The organism is Actinomyces respiraculi, from assembly GCF_014595995.2.
Taxonomy (GTDB): domain Bacteria; phylum Actinomycetota; class Actinomycetes; order Actinomycetales; family Actinomycetaceae; genus Actinomyces; species Actinomyces respiraculi.
In genome coordinates, this window is sequence record NZ_CP063989.1 from 348,430 (window position 1) to 366,496 (window position 18,067).

Annotated in this window: 14 protein-coding genes; 9 read left to right on the plus strand and 5 right to left on the minus strand. The window is 72.1% G+C overall.

The annotated features are described in order from the left end of the window. Positions 1-44: 44 nt before the first annotated feature. Complete coding sequence (locus ID810_RS01425) at positions 45-980, minus strand: ABC transporter permease subunit (protein WP_235931598.1); 936 nt, start codon at positions 978-980, stop codon at positions 45-47. A 1-nt stretch (position 981) separates the two neighbouring features. Then, positions 982-1,941, minus strand: coding sequence for an ABC transporter ATP-binding protein (locus ID810_RS01430; RefSeq protein WP_166856561.1), 960 nt, complete (start codon positions 1,939-1,941; stop codon positions 982-984). A gap of 304 nt (positions 1,942-2,245) precedes the next feature. On the opposite strand from ID810_RS01430, the gene ID810_RS01435 reads away from it, so the two are divergent. The 9 genes from ID810_RS01435 (at position 2,246) to ID810_RS01475 (ending at position 14,048) form a co-directional block, all read left to right on the plus strand. Then, complete coding sequence (locus tag ID810_RS01435; protein WP_166856563.1) at positions 2,246-3,262, plus strand: Bax inhibitor-1/YccA family protein; 1,017 nt, start codon at positions 2,246-2,248, stop codon at positions 3,260-3,262. Positions 3,263-3,347: 85 nt separating this feature from the next. Beyond that, a complete protein-coding gene (locus ID810_RS01440; RefSeq protein ID WP_166856565.1) occupies positions 3,348-3,755 on the plus strand; it encodes an FKBP-type peptidyl-prolyl cis-trans isomerase in 408 nt (135 codons plus the stop codon). A gap of 702 nt (positions 3,756-4,457) precedes the next feature. Next, positions 4,458-6,326, plus strand: coding sequence for a dihydroxy-acid dehydratase (gene ilvD, locus ID810_RS01445; RefSeq protein ID WP_166856567.1), 1,869 nt, complete (start codon positions 4,458-4,460; stop codon positions 6,324-6,326). Positions 6,327-6,514: 188 nt separating this feature from the next. Then, positions 6,515-7,411 carry an ATP-binding cassette domain-containing protein gene (locus tag ID810_RS01450; RefSeq protein ID WP_166856569.1) on the plus strand — a complete coding sequence of 299 codons (897 nt, stop codon included), beginning with the start codon at positions 6,515-6,517 and terminating at the stop codon, positions 7,409-7,411. Further along, complete coding sequence (locus ID810_RS01455) at positions 7,408-8,244, plus strand: ATP-binding cassette domain-containing protein (RefSeq protein WP_166856571.1); 837 nt, start codon at positions 7,408-7,410, stop codon at positions 8,242-8,244. Before ID810_RS01450 ends, ID810_RS01455 begins: the two co-directional genes overlap by 4 nt. Before the next feature lie 29 nt (positions 8,245-8,273). Beyond that, positions 8,274-9,845 carry an ABC transporter substrate-binding protein gene (locus tag ID810_RS01460; RefSeq protein ID WP_166856573.1) on the plus strand — a complete coding sequence of 524 codons (1,572 nt, stop codon included), beginning with the start codon at positions 8,274-8,276 and terminating at the stop codon, positions 9,843-9,845. Continuing rightward, a complete protein-coding gene (locus ID810_RS01465; RefSeq protein ID WP_166856575.1) occupies positions 9,842-11,581 on the plus strand; it encodes an ABC transporter permease subunit in 1,740 nt (579 codons plus the stop codon). Before ID810_RS01460 ends, ID810_RS01465 begins: the two co-directional genes overlap by 4 nt. A 223-nt stretch (positions 11,582-11,804) precedes the next feature. Next, on the plus strand, positions 11,805-13,337 hold the full coding sequence (gene ilvA, locus ID810_RS01470) for a threonine ammonia-lyase, biosynthetic (RefSeq protein WP_166856631.1): 1,533 nt from the start codon (positions 11,805-11,807) through the stop codon (positions 13,335-13,337). Positions 13,338-13,490: 153 nt separating this feature from the next. Beyond that, on the plus strand, positions 13,491-14,048 hold the full coding sequence (locus tag ID810_RS01475; protein ID WP_166856577.1) for an NADPH-dependent FMN reductase: 558 nt from the start codon (positions 13,491-13,493) through the stop codon (positions 14,046-14,048). Positions 14,049-14,181: 133 nt separating this feature from the next. Here the strand turns inward: ID810_RS01475 and ID810_RS01480 are convergent, their stop codons facing one another. The 3 genes from ID810_RS01480 to ID810_RS01490 form a co-directional block, all read right to left on the minus strand. Further along, on the minus strand, positions 14,182-16,068 hold the full coding sequence (locus ID810_RS01480) for an ABC-ATPase domain-containing protein (protein WP_188232551.1): 1,887 nt from the start codon (positions 16,066-16,068) through the stop codon (positions 14,182-14,184). A 121-nt stretch (positions 16,069-16,189) separates the two neighbouring features. Continuing rightward, positions 16,190-16,894, minus strand: a complete 705-nt coding sequence (msrA, locus tag ID810_RS01485) for a peptide-methionine (S)-S-oxide reductase MsrA (protein ID WP_166856579.1) — start codon at positions 16,892-16,894, stop codon at positions 16,190-16,192. A gap of 192 nt (positions 16,895-17,086) precedes the next feature. Beyond that, the gene (locus ID810_RS01490) at positions 17,087-17,572 is read right to left on the minus strand and encodes a GreA/GreB family elongation factor (protein WP_166856581.1); all 486 of its coding nucleotides are present in this window, start codon (positions 17,570-17,572) and stop codon (positions 17,087-17,089) included. Positions 17,573-18,067 lie beyond the last annotated feature (495 nt).

The window sequence follows — 18,067 nt, forward strand, 5'->3', positions numbered from 1 at the left end:
CAGGAGCAGTGCCTGGGTGCCAGGGCCGGTGACGTGGGAGCGTCTCAGGCGTCGCGGCGGGAGAAGACGACGGCGGCCAGGACCATCGGAACCACGGCCCACAGGGCGAAGCCCAGCGCGGCCTGCCAGTGCTCGAGGAAGGTGATCGTGTCCGGCTGGCCCCACCGCGTGATGACCTCGAAGGGGTCGTAGACCGCCGGGGCCAGGTTCAGGGGCTCGAAGGTCCGGAGGGTGGAGACCCAGTCCCACTTGAGTGCGGCGATGTTGAGCGGAATGTCGATGACGAACAGGAGGGTGAAGACCGTGGTGATCGCCCCAGCGGTGGAGCGCATGAGGAAACCGAGACCCATCGCGAGCAGGGCAGTGCCGGCGTAGGTCAGGCCAGTGCCCCACACGAAGCCGAGGAAGGCGGTGTCGGTCAGGGACCCGGCCGCCTCACCCACGAAGGCGGCGGAGACGATCCAGGCGATGAGAATCGACAGGGCGCCGAGCACGAAGCTGAACAGGGCCAGGACGCTCGCCTTGGCCACCAGCAGACGCCAACGGTTGGGCACGGCCGCCAGGCTCGAGCGGATCTGCCCGGAGCTGTACTCCCCGGTGATCGCCAGGGCGCCCAGCACGGCGACGACGATCTGCCCGAACGGGATGCCGGCGAGGACGTAGCCCCAGGACTCCGCGCCCCCCTGGCTGCGCAGGCCGATGACGAAGGCCGCACCGAGGCCGGAGGCGAGCAGGATGGCGATGAAAGCGGTGATCCAGGTCGAGCGCAGGGTGCGCAGCTTGATCCACTCCGAGCGCAGCGTCCGCAGGAAGGTCTGGCCGGCAGCGCCCGACGAGGAGGTGGCGGCGCGGGCCCCCGGGGCTCGCCGGGAACGAGAGGAGAGACGGGCGGGGGACTGGCTGGTGGTCATGTCGGGCTCCATCGAGGACTCCATAGAGGAGAGGAAGGTGTGGTTCATGGGGGTGGCTGCGGCGCTCATGTCAGTGCCTGCCCGCCTCACGGCGCGAGCGGCGGCCACCGACCTGCTCGGCGGCCGGGACGCCGGTGGTGTACTCGACCTCGCCGTTGGTCAGCTCCAGGTAGGCCTCCTCCAGGGAGGCGCGCTGGGTGACGAGCTCGTGCAGGACGAGGCCGTGCGAGGCCGCGGCCTCACCGATACGCGCGGCGGGCGCCGTCGTCGTCGTGATCGTGTCCGGGGCCGTGCGCCGGAACTCCAGGCCACCAGCGGTCAGGACCTCAGCGAGACGGTCGGCGTCGGGGGTCACCACCCGCACGACGTCGCTGGTGGCGGACGCGATGACCTCGTTCACGGGCCCGGAGGTGAGGATGCGGCCCCGGCCGATGACGATGAGGTGGTCCGCCGTCAGCGCCATCTCGCTCATGAGGTGGGAGGAGATGAACACCGTGCGCCCCTGGGCCGCCAGCGAGCGGCAGGTCTCGCGCACCCACTTGACGCCCTCGGGGTCGAGGCCGTTGACAGGCTCGTCGAAGATGAGCACCTTCGGGTCCCCGAGCAGGGCGGCCGCGATTCCCAGGCGCTGGCCCATGCCCAGGCTGAAGCCCTTGACCTTCTTCTTGGCGACGGAGGTCAGGCCCGTGATCTCCAGGACCTCGTCCACGCGGCGGGTGGGGATGCCGTTGGAGACGGCCAGCTGAGTCAGGTGGGCGCGGGCGCTGCGCGAGCCGTGCAGGCCCTTGGCGTCCAGCAGGGCGCCGACCTCGCGCAGCGGCGTGGCCAGCTGACGGTAGGGACGGCCGTTGACCGTGATGGTGCCACTGGTGGGCCTGTCCAGGCCCATGATCATGCGCATCGTGGTCGACTTGCCGGCGCCGTTGGGGCCGAGGAAGCCGGTGACGGTGCCGGGCTCGACAGTGAAGGAGACGTTGTCGACGGCGGTTGTGGAGCCATAGCGCTTGGTGAGGCCGACGGCTTCGATCATGGGGATCAGCTCGTTTCTTCTAATGGGCGGGCGCTTAGGCCGGTGGTCACCGGTGCCGCGTGTGCCTCCAGGCTAGGAACCGCCGCCTCGCGGCTGATCGGCCGGGGTGACGAAAACTGGGCTGCGGGGGCGCGGGCCGCCAGGCGGAGCACCCTCCTCCTGAGGGATGAGGGTGCTCCGGTTCAGGTGCCCTTCAGGAATGCGGGGCATAATGCCGCTGTTGTGCCACACAGGTGTTGACGGACCGGCCCGCCGGACGCCGTCGGCACTGCCCTATGCCCCGTCCGAGAAAGAACCACAGGACATGAGCAATCCGTTCTTCGACCGCAACCCGGCCTTCGCGGAGGGGACGACGGCGACCGCCACCCGTACCCCCGCGGGCTACCCGACCATGCCCGGCTATCAGCCCGGTTACCAGGGGCAGCCGCAGACGGGCTACGGCCCCTACGGCTACCAGCCCGGGTACCAGGGTCGGCAGTACCCGCAGCCCGGGCAGGGTGACGGCCAGCAGGTCGGGCAGCAGTACGGCCCTCACAATGGTCAGCAGTTCGGGCCGGTCGGCCCCCAGCAGCTCGCCGGTCTTGAGGCCCAGTACGGTGCCCCCGCCGCCACCAACGTCGACCGCGGCCGCATGACCTACGACGACGTCATTGTGCGCACCGCCGTCATGTTCGGCATCATCGTCCTGGTCGGCGGCGTCTCCTGGGTGCTTGCCACCAGGCCCGCCACCTTCAGCCTTGGCGTGGGGATGATGGTGATCGGCTGCTTCGGCGCCCTCATCCTGGGTCTGGTCAACTCCTTCAAGAAGGTGCCCAGCCCGGCGCTCATCCTCACCTACGCGGTCTTCGAGGGCATGATGCTCGGCGCCCTGTCCGGCATCATGGAGATGGCCTTCCCCGGCATCGTCATGCAGGCCGTCGTCGGCACCGTCGCCACCTTCGGCGTCATGCTCGCCGCTTACACGATCGGTGGCTTCCGGCTCTCCGGCAAGGCACAGAAGATCCTCCTCATCGCCATGGGCGGCTACCTCGTCTTCAGCCTCGTCAACTTCTTCCTCATGGTCACCGGCCTCGTGAGCGACCCCTGGGGTCTGCGCGGCGTCACCGTCATGGGCATTCCGCTGGGCCTGATCATTGGTGGGGTCGCCGTCGTCATGGCCGCTTTCAGCCTGGTGATGGACTTCGACTCCATCCAGCGCGGTGTTGAGCGCGGCCTGCCCACCCGCTACGCCTGGGCCGGGGCCTTCGGCCTCACCGTCACCATCGTGTGGCTCTACGTCGAGATCCTCAGGATCCTCGCGATCCTGCGAGGCGACGACTGAGCGCTGGGCGGGTGGTGGTCGCGCGCGTAGGCCGGACGGCGCCCCGGTCGCGCGCGCTGCGACCGCTACCCGCTAGGCTCGCGCCATGATCAACCTCAACATGCCCACGGTCGATGGCGCCAAGGGCACCAAGCCGGTTCTTGCCTTCCCGTCCCCCGAGGCCCCCGAGGGCCTGCAGGTCCAGGTGCTCGACGCCGGTGACGGCCAGGTCGTCGAGGCGGGCGACCACATCGTCTGCCACTACCTCGGTCAGTGCTGGAATGGCAACGTCTTCGACAACTCCTACGACCGCGGCGCCCCGCTCGACTTCCAGATCGGCGTCGGCATGGTGATCCGCGGCTGGGACGACGGCCTGGTCGGCCAGCGGGTCGGCAGCCGCGTGCTGCTGTCCATCCCCTCCGACCTCGGCTACGGCGACCGCGGCGTGCCCCAGGCGGGCATCAAGGGTGGCGACACCCTTGTCTTCGTCACGGAGATCCTCGGCGTCATGTGACCTGGCGCCTGCCGCTCTCTCCGCCTCCCCCGCGAGAACTGGTGTTATTCCCGTCGAGAACTGGTGTTGTTCGGGGCGAGAACTGGTGTTGTTCGGGGTGAGCCCGGATGAGGGCGGAACGATCGGGGCGTCCACGGTGCGTGAGAGCACCTTGGACGCCCCGATGCTGTCTCCGGGGCTCGCGCCGGGGTGACGGTGGTTGTCGCGTTCATCCATCTCGTTCCCCGCTCATCCACCTCGTTCGTTGAAGCAACGAGATCAACGTCTGAGCAACGAGATCGACGGGCGAGGAACGAGATCGACGTCTGAGCAACGAGATCAACGGGCGAGGAACGAGGTCGACGGGCGAGGAACGAGATCAACGGGCGAGGAACGAGGTCGACGGGCGAGGAACGAGATCGACACCAGTCCCCGAGTCCGCTGGGCCGCGCGGGTGGCGCGGGCGGGACGGACGGCGCGGGTGGCGCGGGTGGCGCGGGCGGGACGGGCTGGCCTAATGCGGACGCCGCGGGCGCCGCGACATGACGCACCCGTCCTGGTGCGCGCAGGTTGTCCATCGGCCGGCCTACAGCGGGCGGGCTGGCCCACCGTGGGCGGGTAAGGGCGGCCTTGGTCCAGGTGATGGCCCCCACGACGCCGACGAGAGCCGCCCCACTATCCTTGTGACCAGTTCATGACGCCTCGTAAGGAGTATCCGGGCCCATGCCGCAGTACCGCAGCGCCACCTCCACATCCGGCCGCAACATGGCCGGCGCCCGCGCGCTCTGGCGCGCCACCGGCGTCAAGGACTCGGACTTCGGCAAGCCGATCATCGCGATCGCCAACTCCTTCACCGAGTTCGTCCCCGGGCACGTCGGCCTGCGCGACGTCGGACGCCGTGTGGCCCGCCAGGTCGAGGCGGCCGGCGGCATCGCCAAGGAGTTCAACACGATCGCCGTCGACGACGGCATCGCCATGGGCCACGACGGCATGCTCTACTCTCTGCCCAGCCGCGACCTCATCGCCGACTCCGTGGAGTACATGGTGGGCGCCCACTGCGCCGACGCCCTCGTGTGCATCTCCAACTGCGACAAGATCACCCCCGGCATGCTCATGGCCGCCCTGCGACTCAACATCCCGACGGTCTTCGTCTCGGGCGGGCCCATGGAGTCGGGCAAGATGACCGCCAACGACGGCACCACGCGCAAGCTCGACCTCATCGACGCCATGATGGACGCCGCCGACCCCACCGTCTCCGACGAGACCATCAGCGCCATCGAGCGCCTGGCCTGCCCCACCTGCGGCTCCTGCTCGGGCATGTTCACCGCCAACTCGATGAACTGCCTCACCGAGGCCCTGGGCCTCGCCCTGCCGATGAACGGCACCCTGCTCGCCACCCACGCGGACCGCGGCGAGCTCTTCGACGTCGCCGGCCGCCAGATCGTGGAGATCACCAAGCGCTACTACGAGCAGGACGACGCCTCCGTCCTGCCGCGCTCGATCTGCACCAAGGCCGCCTTCGAGAACGCCATGAGCCTGGACATCGCCATGGGCGGCTCGACCAACACGGTCCTGCACCTGCTGGCCGCCGCCCAGTCCGCCGAGGTCGACTTCACCATGGCGGACATCGACCGCCTCTCGCGCGTTGTGCCCCACCTGTGCAAGGTCGCGCCGTCGACCAACCTCGTCCACATCGAGGACGTCCACCGCGCCGGCGGCATCATGGGCATCCTCGGGGAGATCGACCGCGCCGGCCTGCTCGACACGACGACGACCAACGTCCTGGGCACCACCCTGCGCGACGCCCTCGACGAGTACGACATCGCCCGCCCCGGCGCCACCGTCTCCGACGCCGTGCGCACCGGCTACCTCGCCGCCCCCGCCGGCGTGCGCACCACCCAGATGTTCTCCCAGGCCTCGCGCTGGGAGCAGCTGGACACCGACCGCGCCACCGGCGCCATCCGCGACCGTGAGCACGCCTTCTCCCAGGACGGGGGCCTGGCCGTCCTCTTCGGCAACATTGCCGCCAAGGGCTGCATCGTCAAGACCGCCGGCGTGGACGCCTCCATCCTCACCTTCACCGGCCCCGCCGTCGTCTTCGAGTCCCAGGACGCCGCCGTCGAGGGGATTCTCGGCGGGAGGGTGAAGGCCGGCGACGTCGTCATCATCAACCACGAGGGCCCGCGCGGCGGCCCGGGCATGCAGGAGATGCTGTATCCGACGACGTACATCAAGTCGATGCACCTGGGCAAGGAGTGCGCCCTGCTCACCGACGGCCGCTTCTCCGGCGGCACCTCCGGACTGTCGATCGGCCACGTCTCCCCGGAGGCGGCCGCCGGCGGTCTCATCGGCCTGGTGCGCACCGGCGACATCATCGAGATCGACATCCCGAACCGCTCCATCGTTCTCAAGGTTGACGAGGAGGAGATCGCCCGGCGCCGCGAGGCAGAGGAGGCGCGCGGTGACGCCGCCTGGACCCCGCACACCCCGCGCCCGCGCAAGGTGAGCGCCGCCCTGCGGGCCTACGCGATGCTCGCCACCTCCGCCGACCTGGGCGCCGTGCGCGACCTGTCGAAGCTGCCTCGCTACTGAGCGGCGCCACGTCTGAGGGGCCGGCCGCTCCCCGGACCTCGCCCCCGGGGCCCGGCCGCTGCGCGGATCCGGCGGGGCCGGTGGGGCCGTCGGCCACTCCCGGCGCGGCCCCGTCAGGGCGGCGCTGCCCGCGTGTCTGACGGCACAGCACCAGCAAATTGAGAACGGATCCCAATTAACCGTAGGGTATGAGCGTGACAATCATTCTCAAGGACCTGGTGGTGGACATCGCCGGCCGACGCCTCGTCGACGGCGTCAGCCTCGAGCTCGCCCCCGGTACCTCGACGGCGCTCGTCGGCGCCTCCGGAGCCGGCAAGTCCCTCACCTGCGCCGCCGTCGCCGGCACCCTCGCCCCCGATGCCCGGGCCAACGGAATCCTCGCCCGCGAGGACGCCCCCGACCGCAACCTCCTGGCACTGCCCGCCCAGAGGCGCCCCGCCGACGCACGCATCGCCCTCGTCCAGCAGGACCCCGCCACCGCCCTGCACCCGCTCGTCCCCGTCATCGACCAGGTCGCCCTCGCCGCGGCAGGCACCAGCCGCGGACTCGGCCGCCGCAGCGCCACCGCCCGCGCCCTCGAGCTGATCGTCGCCGTCGGCCTCGACGCCGACCTCGCCGAACGGGTGCCCGGACGACTCTCCGGAGGCCAGCGCCAGCGCGCCGCCCTCGCCGTCGCCCTCGCCAGCGACCCCGCCGTCCTCCTCACCGACGAGCCCACCACCGCCCTCGACGTCCTCGCCCGCGCCGAGGTCCTCACCGTCCTCACCGAGGTCCTCGCCTCCCTCGGAGACAGCGCCCCCGCCCTCCTCCTCGTCACCCACGACCTGCCCGCCGCCGCCGGCTGCGACCGCGTCGTCGTCATGCACGAGGGCCGTGTCATCGAGCACGGCGACGCCCTGACCGTGCTCACCGCACCGGAGCACCCCGTCACTCGCGCCATGTGCGCCGCCGCCCGCGAGGAGACCCTCGCCGGCGCCCGCGCCGCCATCGAGGCCCGCCGCACCTTCACGGCTCGGGCCGACGCCGACTGCGCCGTCCGCGCCTTCGGTGACGCTCCCACACCCGTCCGGGAGGGCGTCAGGTGAGCGAGGCCTCGCTCACCGTCCGCCGCCTCACCCGCTCCTACCCCGGCGAGGACGGCCGCCCCCGCCGGGTCCTCGACCGGCTCGACCTCGACCTCGCCGGCTCCGAGACCGTCGCCCTCCTCGGGCGCTCCGGCTGCGGCAAGACGACGCTCCTGCGCGCCCTGCTCCTCATCGACCACCCCCAGCGGGGCGACGGCGGGCAGATCCTCCTCGACGGCGAGCCCGTCCCCACCCGGCGGCGCAGCGCCGGAGCCCTGCGCCCCTACCGCCGGGCCGTGCAGTACGTGCCCCAGGACCCCGCCGCCAGCCTCGACCCCCGCCGCGACGTCCTCACCCAGGTCACCCGCGCCCTGCGTACCCTCGACGTACCCGGTGGGGCAGACGAGCACGAGGCCACCGCTCACACCCTCCTGGCCGCCCTCGACCTGCCCCGGGACCTGTGGAGGCGCCGCCCCCACGAGATCTCCGGCGGCCAGGCCCAGCGCGTCGCCCTCGCCCGGGCCCTGGCCCCGGCCCCCCGCTTCCTCCTCCTCGACGAGCCCGTCTCCGGCCTCGACCCCGCCCTGCGGCACCAGGTCCTCGACCTGCTCGCCGGGCTGAGCGACGACGGCGGGCTGTGCCCGCCCTCTCCCTCCGCCGCCGACATGCACGGTCCCGGCCTGCTCGTCGTCTCCCACGACCTTGCCGCCGTCGCCCGCGTGTGCCGGCGCACCCTCGTCATGGACGACGGGCAGGTCGTCGAGGACGCCCCCACCGCACAGCTCCTCACCGAGCCGCACCACCCGGCGTCCCGCGCTCTGCGCGACGCCGTCCCCCACATGCCCGCCGACTGACCGGCACCCGCCCAACCTCAAGGAGCCGCATGAACCTCGCACAGCTCTCCCGCCGCCACGTCCTGTCCCTGCTCGCCGTCGGAGCCGGAGCAGGCGCCGTCGCCGCCTGCTCGGGCGGCACCAACGGCAGCGGCGGTGGTGCCGCCGACGGGCGCATCCGCATCGCCATGCTCCAGCCGCCGCGCTCCGGCCTCAACCCGCTGTCCGACGACGCCTTCAAGCTCTCACGCTGGTCCACCGCCGAGACCCTCATCGTCCTCGACGCCGACGGCAACGCCCTGCCCGGCCTCGCCACCGAGTGGGTCCGCGAGGACGACACCACCTGGCGCTTCACCATCCGCGAGGGCGTTACCTTCCACGACGGCACGGCGCTCACCGCCGAGCAGGCCGCCGCCGACCTGTCCTTCGCCGCCGCCTACTCCACCCCGCCGCGCATCCTCGACGGCACGGACCTGACCGCCGTCGCCGAGGGCAACGACGTCGTCATCACCACCTCCAGCCCGGACCCGCTCGTCCCGCAGCGCCTGTCCAGCCCCCAGCTCGCCATCCTCGCCGCGGCCGCCTACCCCGCCGACCTCAGCCCCGACGGCCCCGTCGACCCCAAGGGCCACGGCACCGGCCCCTTCGTCCTCACCGAGGTCGGCGGCACCGCCACCGCCACCCTGGAGCGCTACGAGGACTACTGGGGTGAGAAGGCCGCCGCCGCCGGGCTCGACGTCTCCTACGTCCCCGACGGCACCGCCCGCGGCGCGGCCCTGCGCACCGGTGAGGCCGACGTCGTCGAGGCCGTCCCCGTCTCCCAGGCCGCCACCATCGACGAGGCCCTCCTCCACGAGGTCCCCATGCCCCGCACCGCCACCCTCTACCTCAACACCCGCAGCGGGGCCTTCGCCGACCACGCCCTGCGCGCCGCCGCCCGCGACGCCATCGACGTCGCCGGCCTCGTCACCACCATGTACGAGGGCCACGCCGACGTCGCCGCCGGCCTGCTCGGGCCCGCGCTCGGCTGGAGCGCCGAGCAGCGCGCCTGGGGCTCCGAGGCCTGGGCGGGTGCCGACGGCGTCGCCGCGACCGGCAGGGCCGAGGGGGCGAGGGCCGCCGGCACGGTCCCGGCCGGCACCGCCATCACCCTGGGCACGTACACCGACCGCCCCGAGCTCGCCGAGATCGTCGTCCTCATCGCCCAGCAGCTCGAGGCCGTCGGCTTCACCGTCACCCAGGACGTGCGCGAGTACGCCCAGATCGAGGCCGACGCCCTCGCCGGCGCCTTCGACGCCTTCCTCCTGTCGCGCGCCACCGTCCTCGACTCCGGCGACCCGGTCGCCTACATGGTCTCCGACTTCTCCTCCTCCGGGTCCTTCTCCCTGTGCTTCCTCCAGGACGACGACGTCGACGCCGCCCTCGCCATCGCCGCCGGCCTCGAGGCCGGTGACGAGCGGCGCGCCGCGATCATCGAGGCGGAGGCCCGCATCCTCGCCACCGACTGCGCGGTGCCCCTCCTGCACGAGCGCGTCCTGCAGGGCGAGGCGACCGGTGTCACCGGCGCCGAGCGCGACCCGCGCGAGCGCGCCCTCATCACCTCCGCCACCCGCCTCGCATGAGGAGGCTCGCAGGCGGTAGCGGCGTCACCGCCGCGTCGAGGGCCCTGGCCGTTGTCGCCCTCATCGCCCTCGTCGGGCTCCTGCCCTGGCTCAGCGGTCACGACCCCGCCCTGACGATCCTGCGCGCCACCTCCGCCGAGCGCGAGGCCACGCCGGAGGTGCTCGCCGCGATCCGTGAGCGGCTCGGCCTCGACCGCGGGCCCCTGGGCACCATCGGGTACTGGCTGTCCGGTGTGGTGCGCGGCGACCTGGGCACCTCGTGGATCTCCGGCGGGCCCGTCGGGCCCGGCACGCTCGACGCCTTCCGCGTCTCCCTCGTCCTCATGGGGGCGGCCCTCGGCGTCGCCCTCGTCACCACCGCCCTGCTCGCCGTCCCCGCGCTGCGCGACGTCCTGGCCGGACGCCGCCGCAGCCGGGGCGGGGCGGTGGCCGCGGCGCTGACCTCCCTGCCCGAGTACCTGCTCGCGCCCGTGCTCCTGCTGGTCCTCAGCGTCTACGCCGGGTGGCTTCCGCCCTACGGCTGGGGCAAGCCCGTCCACCTCGTCCTGCCGGCTCTGTCGCTCGGCCTGCCCGCCGGCGGCCTGCTCGGCGGCCTCGTCTCCGACGCCGTGACCGCGGTGGCCGGCGAGAAGTGGGTCGCCTCGTGGGCCACCGCCGGCATCCGCGGGCCCGGGCTCGCCCTGGCCGTCCTGCGCCGGGCCCTCACCCCGCTGACGGGGCAGGTCGCGCTCGTCGTCGTCGGCCTGACCGGGGGCGCGGTCGCGGTCGAGAAGGTCTTCGCCATCCCCGGGCTCGGGCGCGCCCTGCTCGGCTCGGCCACCTCCCAGGACGTGCCCGCCCTCCAGGCCGGCGTCATCCTCCTGCTCGTCCTCGCCCTGGGGGCCGGGGCCCTCGCCTCCGGCGCGCGGCTGCTCCTGCTCGGGCGCGCCCGCGGCGTCGGTACCGCCGCCGCTCCGACCGCCACCGGCACCGGCCGGGGCGCCCGGGCCGTCGCCGTCGTCGGCACCCTCGTCCTGACGCTCCTCGTCCTCGCCGGTATGGGCCGCGACCCCTACGGCGTCGTCGCCGGGCGCCTCGAGGCCCCCGGTGCCGCCCTGCCGCTGGGCGCCGACGCGCTGGGGCGCGACGTGCTCGCCCGCGTCGCCCACGGGGCGGTGTCCACCATGCTCGCCGCCCTCGCCGTCACCGCCGTGTGCCTGCTCATCGGGCTCGTCCTCGGGCTCGTTCCGCGCGCCTCCACCGGGCCGGTCGAGGTCGCCAACGCCGCACCCCCCGTCCTCGCCGGCCTCATGGTCGCCGCCGTCACCGGTCCCAGCACGATCGGCGCCGCCGTCGCCGTCGCCTGCGTCGGCTGGGCGCCGCTGGCCTCCCACGCCGCCGCCCTCGTCCAGGAGGCGCGTGAGCGCCCGGACGTCGCCGTCGCCCCCGTCCTGGGGGAGGGGCGGGCGCGGGTGACGCTCACCCGGGTCCTGCCCGCTGTCATCGGGCCGCTCGTGCGTCACGCCGCGCTGCGCCTGCCCGGCATCGCCCTTGCCCTGGCCGGGCTCGGGTTCCTTGGCCTGGGCACCCAGTCCCCGGAGCCCGAGTGGGGGCTCGTCCTCGCCGAGGCGCTGCCCTACATCGAGCGCGCCCCCTGGGCCGTGTCCACGCCTGCCGCCGCGCTCGTGCTGCTGAGCGTCACCGCCGTCGCCGCCTCCCGCGCCGGCGCCCCCTCCCGCCAAACCGGACGTTCCTGACGGCGGGGCGGGGTGGAGCCTCACGGGGGTCGGGGCCGGCCCGCCAGGCCGGGGCCTCACGGGGGCTCCTGGCGGCGGGACCGGGTCCCAGCGGCCCCCACGGCGGGGCCAGCCCAGTTCTCGTGGGGGATAACACCAGTTCTCGTGGGGGATAACACCAGTTCTCGCGGGGAGGTGGGGGACCGCTAGCCTGAGGCGCGTGAACGAGCTCGGCACCGACGGCATGACCTGGGACTCCGCCCGCTACCTCAAGGAGGTGCTGCGCGCCCCCGTCTACGAGGCCGCCGAGCACACGCCCCTGCAGGAGATGTCCGCCCTGTCGGCCCGCCTGGGGTGCACCGTCCAGGTCAAGCGAGAGGATCTCCAGGCCGTCCACTCCTTCAAGATCCGCGGCGCCTACAACGCGATGCGCAGCCTCGACGAGGCCGCCCGTGCCCGCGGCGTCATCACCGCCTCCGCCGGCAACCACGCCCAAGGCGTGGCCCGCTCGGCCGCCCTGCTCGGCGTCAGCGCCACCATCGTCATGCCCACGGTCACCCCGCGCATCAAGGTCGACGCCGTGCGCGCCCTGGGCGGTGAGGTCCTGCTGTTCGGCGACAACTTCGACGCCGCCGCCCGCGAGGCCAGGCGCCGGGCCGAGGCCGAGGGACGCACCTACGTCGCCCCCTTCGACGACCCGCGCGTCATCGCGGGCCAGGGCACCATCGGCCTCGAGCTCATCCAGCAGGACGCCCAGCTCGACCGCGTCTTCGTCCCCGTGGGCGGCGGCGGGCTCGTCTCCGGTATCGCCGTCCTGGTCAAGGCCCTCATGCCCGACATCGCCGTCATCGGCGTTGAGCATGAGGAGTCCGCGTGCCTGAGCGCCGCCCTCGAGGCCGGGGAGCCCGTCACCCTCGGGCACGTGGGCCTCTTCGCCGAGGGCGTGGCCGTGCGCCGCGTGGGCGACGAGACCTTCCGCCTGTGCCGGGCGCTGCTCGACGATGTCGTCACCGTCTCCTCCGACGAGGTCTCGGCCGCCGTGCGCGACCTCTTCGAGGACGTGCGCGCCGTTCCGGAGCCCAGTGGCGCGGTCGCGCTCGCGGGCCTGAAGAAGTACGCCGGGGAGCACGCGCTCAGCGCAGAGCGGCTGGCCTGCGTGCTATCGGGCTCGAACCTCAACTTCCACCAGCTGCGCTACATCTCCGAGCGCAGCGAGATCGGTGAGCAGCGCGAGGCCATGCTCGGGGTCACCATCCCTGAGCGCCAGGGGGCGTTCCTGCGCTTCGCCTCCATCCTGGGCGGGCGGGCCGTCACCGAGTTCAACTACCGCGTCTCGGCCAGTGCCGAGCCGGGTGAGCCGGCCCGGATCTTCGTCGGTGTGCGCCTGAGCCATGGGCGCAAGGAGCGCCGGGAGATTGTCGCGGACCTTGAGGGCTGCGGCTACGGCGTCATCGATCTGACCGAGGACGAGCTTGCCAAGGTGCACGTGCGCTCGATGATCGGCGGGCGGGCGCCGCGCGGGATGGCGGAGCGGCTGTTCTCCTTCGAGTTCCCCGAGGCTCCGGGGGCGCTCGTGCGCTTCCTGGAGGTGCTGGGCACCCGGTGGAACATCACGTTGTTCCACTACCGCACGGACGGCGCGGATTATGGGCGCATCCTGTGCGGCTTCGAAGCCGGTGAGGGGGATGTGGAGCTGACCGAGCACATGGACCGGCTCGGCTACGCCTACCGTGAGGAGAGCCAGGACCCGGCGGCGAGGTTCTTCCTGGCGCGCTGAGCGGGTGTGGCCGCGTTCATGGCGGATGATGATCTCACCCCGAACGCAACCGCGAGCGGGCGGGGTGTGGCCGGATTCATGGCGCCGACTGTGGAGTGTGGCGGACCTTCGACCTAAGGTAGTTTCCGAATCAACTACTTCTGAGGAGTCCACATGACCACTATCGCCGTCATCTCCGGTTCCGTTCGCCCCGCCTCCGTCGGCGGTCCCGTCGCCCAGTGGGTGGCCGACAAGGCCAACACCGTCGAGGGCGTCGAGGCCACCGTCCTCAACCTCGCCGACTTCAACCTGCCGATCTTCGTCGAGGACTACCCGACCGCCCAGAGGCCCGCCACCGACCCCGCCGCGGTGAAGTGGAACGAGGTCCTCGCCTCCTACGACGCCTACATCTTCATCACCCCCGAGTACAACCACTCCATCCCCGGGGCCCTGAAGAACGCCATCGACTTCATCACCCCCTCCGTCCTGGCGAACAAGGCCATCGGCCTCGTGTCCTACTCCTTTACCTCTGGCATCCGCCCCATCGAGGCGCTGCGTCTCATCCTCGCCAACTTCACCACCGGCGTCGTCGGCCCCCAGGTCAACCTGAACCTGGCCACCGACTTCGAGAACATGAGCGACTTCACGCCCGCCGCCTTCCACGACGGCGAGGTCCCGGCCATGGTCAAGGCCATCGTGTTCCAGGACCGGGCACTGTCGGTGCTGCGCTGAGGACAGCGGCCCGTGCTGACCGAAGAGCGTGTCACGCATCCCTAGTCAGAACGGGAAGGTCATGCGGGCCGGGCCCCTCATCCGCGGAATCATGCGGATGAGGGGCCCGGCCTGTCACTGCTCAGATTTCTGACTAGGCCTCGGTGACAGTCGGCGCGCCCACCGCCACCCCAAGTGGGCGGTACCGATTAACCGCCGCCGCCACATCCACCATCCGCGGGCGCACGAGGAAGGCCGGCCTGTCATCCAGGGCGTCCAACCCCTCGTCGTCCAGCAGTGCCTCCAGGTCCCCCAGGCACTCGGCCAGCGTCGACTCACCGTCGAAGCGCTGCTCCAGCAGCGCCCGCAGTGCATAGGCAACAGCCTCGGCCTGGCCAGGGTCCACAATGCCCGCGACGTCGGAGATATCCACATCCTCACGGTCGAGCGTGAGCGCGTCCGTACCCCGCGCGCGCGTGCGCACTGGACCACGGCGCTCACGCGCCGGTGCCGGCAGCGGAACCCGCGCCGTCGGCGTCGGGAAGGAGCTGAGCGCCGTCGTCGGACGCGGCAACTCTGCGACGACGGCGGCCGCCCGGGCCGTGGCATCACGCAACTCGTAGGAGTCCATGAGCAGCACCCGGTCCGCGACGTCGAGGTAGTCGCCCGAGCCGCCCATGACGAGCACGGTCGACACGCCCGTGTCGCGCGCCAGCGCGGCCACCCGGTCCACCAGCGGAGTGATGGGCTCGTGCTCATCCGCCACCAGGGCGCGCATCCGCGAGTCCCGGATGAGCAGGTTCGTCGCGCTCGTGTCCTCATCCAGCAGTAGGGCCGAGGCGCCGGCCTCCACCGCCTCCATGAGCGAGGCCGCCTGCGAGGTCGAGCCCGAGGCGTTCTTCGTCGTGAAGGAGGCCGTGTCCCGCCCGCCCGGCAGGTGCGAGATGAAGGGCGTGAGGTCCACCGACGTCACCGCCCGGCCGTCCGCCGCCCGCGCCTTGACCGCGTTGGGGACCGTGGCCACGAGCTCGCGCCCGTCCCCGGGCACGTGCGGGTACACGCCGCGCTCGATGGCCGTCAGCAGGGTCGACTTGCCGTGGTAGCCGCCGCCCACGATGAGCGTGACCCCCGGGCCGATGGCGGTGCCGCGCACCGTGCCTGCGTGCGGCAGGCTCACGCTCGCCGCGAGCGTGTCCGGGGCGGTCAGCGGCACCGCGCCCGAGCGCATCGGCTCGTCCGAGACGCCCGAGCGACGCGGCAGCAGCGAACCGTCGGCCAGGAAGGAGACCCAGTCGTTGGCCCGCAGCGCCTCGGTCAGCGCCCGGTGGTCCTCCAGGGCGGCGACGTGCGCCAGCAGACGCTCGGCGCGCCGGCCCGTGAGGTCCAGAGCGTTGCCCGCCTCCCGCGTGAGGTCGCGTCCGATGATGCGTGAGGCCTCGTGGCCCTGGATGGAGCGCCCGCGTGCGGGCAGCGAGACGCGGGCACGCACCTCGATCACCCAGGCGCCGGGCACTGCCCCGGGCAGGAAGGTGACGCAGGAGCGCTCCAGGATCTCCTGGCCGGGCGCCGCGATCGACAGGTTCGTGCCCTTGAACCCCTGGTGGAGCTCGCGGCTGAGGAAATCGCCGACGGCGATGCGGCGGTCCCTGGTCGACAGCAGCTCGTGCTCGGCCAGCACCTCAAGGCCCGACAGGTCGGCGGGGACCTCGATACGGATGTGGGTCGGGGGCGCGTAGGGGTCCGGCTGGACCCGGTCGACGTGCAGCACCCAGCCCTCGGGGGCCGTGTAGTGGCCGGTGATCGCCTTGTAGGCCGCGTAAGAACGGTTGTCGAGGGCGTGCAGGTGGCCGATGAGGTCGGACAGGGCGCCCTCGCGGGGCTGGTCGTCGTAGTCGCGGCGGGGGCGGTCGGAGCGGTAGCCGCCGCGGTGGTCGCTTCGGTGGTCGCGGCCCATCCGGTCCGGCCGGTCCGAGCGTCCACCTGCGCGTGCCGGGCCTCTGCGATACGGGGGCTCACCGCCCGTGTGCCTGCTATCAGTCATGGGCTGATCCTGACACACGCGGCCGGGTGGGCTGCCCGCCCGACGGTGTGTGCGTCGTCGGAACTACGGGTCGTGGACAGGCCGGAGTTGGGCCGCCACAACGGGCCGTGCGCCGTCGGAACTACGCCTCGGGCGCGTCCTCGGGGGCGAGCACGTCCACCTGGGCGGGCAGGTCGACAACGCCGACCGGGCAGGTCACGCCGTTGGGCCCGTGGTTGCAGTAGCCGTCAGGGTTCTTCGCCAGGTAGCCCTGGTGGTAGTCCTCCGCCAGGTAGAAGGGGCCGCCGAACTGCGAGTACAGCGAGGCGGCGTCCGCGATCGTCGTCTGGCAGGTGCCCAGGCCCATGCGCGTGAGCTCGCCCTGGAACAGGTCCCGGACCAGGCGCGCCGTGGCGTCCTGCTCCGGCGTTGTCGTCCACACCGCGGAGCGGTACTGGGTGCCGACATCGTTGCCATGCCGGTTGAGCTGGGTGGAGTCGTGGTTCTCCCAGAAGAAGCGCAGCAGCGGCTCGGCGCCCTCGCCCACCACGGACGGGTCATAGGCGACCCGCACCGTCTCGGCATGGCCCGTCTGACCGGTGCAGACCTCGCGGTAGGTGGCGTTCGGCGTCGTGCCGCCCATGTAGCCGACGGCGGTGGACACGACCCCGGGGCGACGCCACAGGAAGCGCTCCACGCCCCAGAAACAGCCGCCCGCCAGGTAGATGACCCGGGTGCCCTCCGGCCAGGGGCCGTCCAGCGGCGTGTGGAGGACGACGTGGTGGCCCGGGTCCGGCAGGAGGGAGTCCTCGCGGCCCGGCAGGAGGGTGCTGCGTGCGTGCGTCATGGGCCGAACGCTACCGGGGTGGCGCTCGTGGGCCACCCCCGCTTCACTCATCGCGAGACTCCGCGAGGGTGTGGTGGCGCGGGCTCATGGGCCGGCGTAGCCGAACTCCTCGGTTTGCTCTCGAACGTACGGCGTTGTGCCGTATACGCTCCAGAGCAAACCGAGGAGTTGGAGGGTGGGGTGGTGGCGGGGTCAGAGGGGCTTGACCGAGACGATCTCCGCCGTGATCTGCTTACCGTTGGGGGCCGCGTAGGACACCTTCTCACCGGCCTTGTGCCCCATGAGGGCCTGGCCCAGCGGGGCGTCGGGGGAGAAGACCTTGACGCCCTCGGGGACGTCGGCCGCGATCTCCTGGCCGCCCAGCGCGAAGCTCTGCTCCTTGCCCGCGACCCTCGCGGTGACAATCGTGCCCGCCGCGACGGTGCCGTCGTCGACCACCGCGCCGATCTGGGCGTGCTCCAGCATCTCGGTGAGCTGGGCAATGCGCGCCTCGTTGAGGGAGGCCTCCTCGCGGGCCGCGTGGTAGCCGGCGTTTTCGCGCAGGTCGCCCTCCTGGCGAGCGGCCTCCACGCGCTGGGCGATCTCCTTGCGGTCGGTGTCCTTGCGACGAGCGAGCTCGGCGGTCAGGCGGTCGAAGGCGTCCTGGGTGAGCCAGGTGCCGTGGGTGGGTTCGGACATGGCGTCTCCTTTGAATGCAGTTCCCGGCGCCGGGGTGGTCCGACGCCGGGACGTGAGAGGTCTCGCTCCTGGCGGTGAGGCCGGAGTCATATAGCTCAATAGTTTAGCCGCAGGCCCGCGCCGGGTCCCGGAACCATGCTCCGGGCTGAATCGCAGGCCGGGGTGGGCGGCCACACCTTCACGCGCGGGATCCCGCACGCTGGGGTGGCCGTGGGGAGCAGTACTCGTACCCATGAGTGTGGGTGTTGCACGCTCATGTGACTGGTGTGATGTGGCCGATTCGGACTTTTCGTTGCTATTCCGCCGTTTGGGCTCTTTTGATGAAAACTGCTTCTGAGGCTCCCATGTGCATGGGGGTTGCTCATGCACATGGGAGCCGAAGGACTCGAGAGCACCAAGACAGAAAACCGCGGAATTCCGCGGTTTCTGACGGAGGTCGGAAAGCGTGAGCGTGCATGGGCGCGCAAGCCGTACAGGGATGGCCCTCACGGGACT

Bases quoted from the DNA above. Each gene is read 5' to 3' on its own strand.
- ID810_RS01425 (WP_235931598.1), bottom strand. From the start codon at position 980: ATGAGCGCCGCAGCCACCCCCATGAACCACACCTTCCTCTCCTCTATG.
- ID810_RS01430 (WP_166856561.1), bottom strand. From the start codon at position 1,941: ATGATCGAAGCCGTCGGCCTCACCAAGCGCTATGGCTCCACAACCGCC.
- ID810_RS01435 (WP_166856563.1), top strand. From the start codon at position 2,246: ATGAGCAATCCGTTCTTCGACCGCAACCCGGCCTTCGCGGAGGGGACG.
- ID810_RS01440 (WP_166856565.1), top strand. From the start codon at position 3,348: ATGATCAACCTCAACATGCCCACGGTCGATGGCGCCAAGGGCACCAAG.
- ilvD (WP_166856567.1), top strand. From the start codon at position 4,458: ATGCCGCAGTACCGCAGCGCCACCTCCACATCCGGCCGCAACATGGCC.
- ID810_RS01450 (WP_166856569.1), top strand. From the start codon at position 6,515: ATGAGCGTGACAATCATTCTCAAGGACCTGGTGGTGGACATCGCCGGC.
- ID810_RS01460 (WP_166856573.1), top strand. From the start codon at position 8,274: ATGAACCTCGCACAGCTCTCCCGCCGCCACGTCCTGTCCCTGCTCGCC.
- ID810_RS01465 (WP_166856575.1), top strand. From the start codon at position 9,842: ATGAGGAGGCTCGCAGGCGGTAGCGGCGTCACCGCCGCGTCGAGGGCC.
- ilvA (WP_166856631.1), top strand. From the start codon at position 11,805: ATGACCTGGGACTCCGCCCGCTACCTCAAGGAGGTGCTGCGCGCCCCC.
- ID810_RS01475 (WP_166856577.1), top strand. From the start codon at position 13,491: ATGACCACTATCGCCGTCATCTCCGGTTCCGTTCGCCCCGCCTCCGTC.
- ID810_RS01480 (WP_188232551.1), bottom strand. From the start codon at position 16,068: ATGACTGATAGCAGGCACACGGGCGGTGAGCCCCCGTATCGCAGAGGC.
- msrA (WP_166856579.1), bottom strand. From the start codon at position 16,894: ATGACGCACGCACGCAGCACCCTCCTGCCGGGCCGCGAGGACTCCCTC.
- ID810_RS01490 (WP_166856581.1), bottom strand. From the start codon at position 17,572: ATGTCCGAACCCACCCACGGCACCTGGCTCACCCAGGACGCCTTCGAC.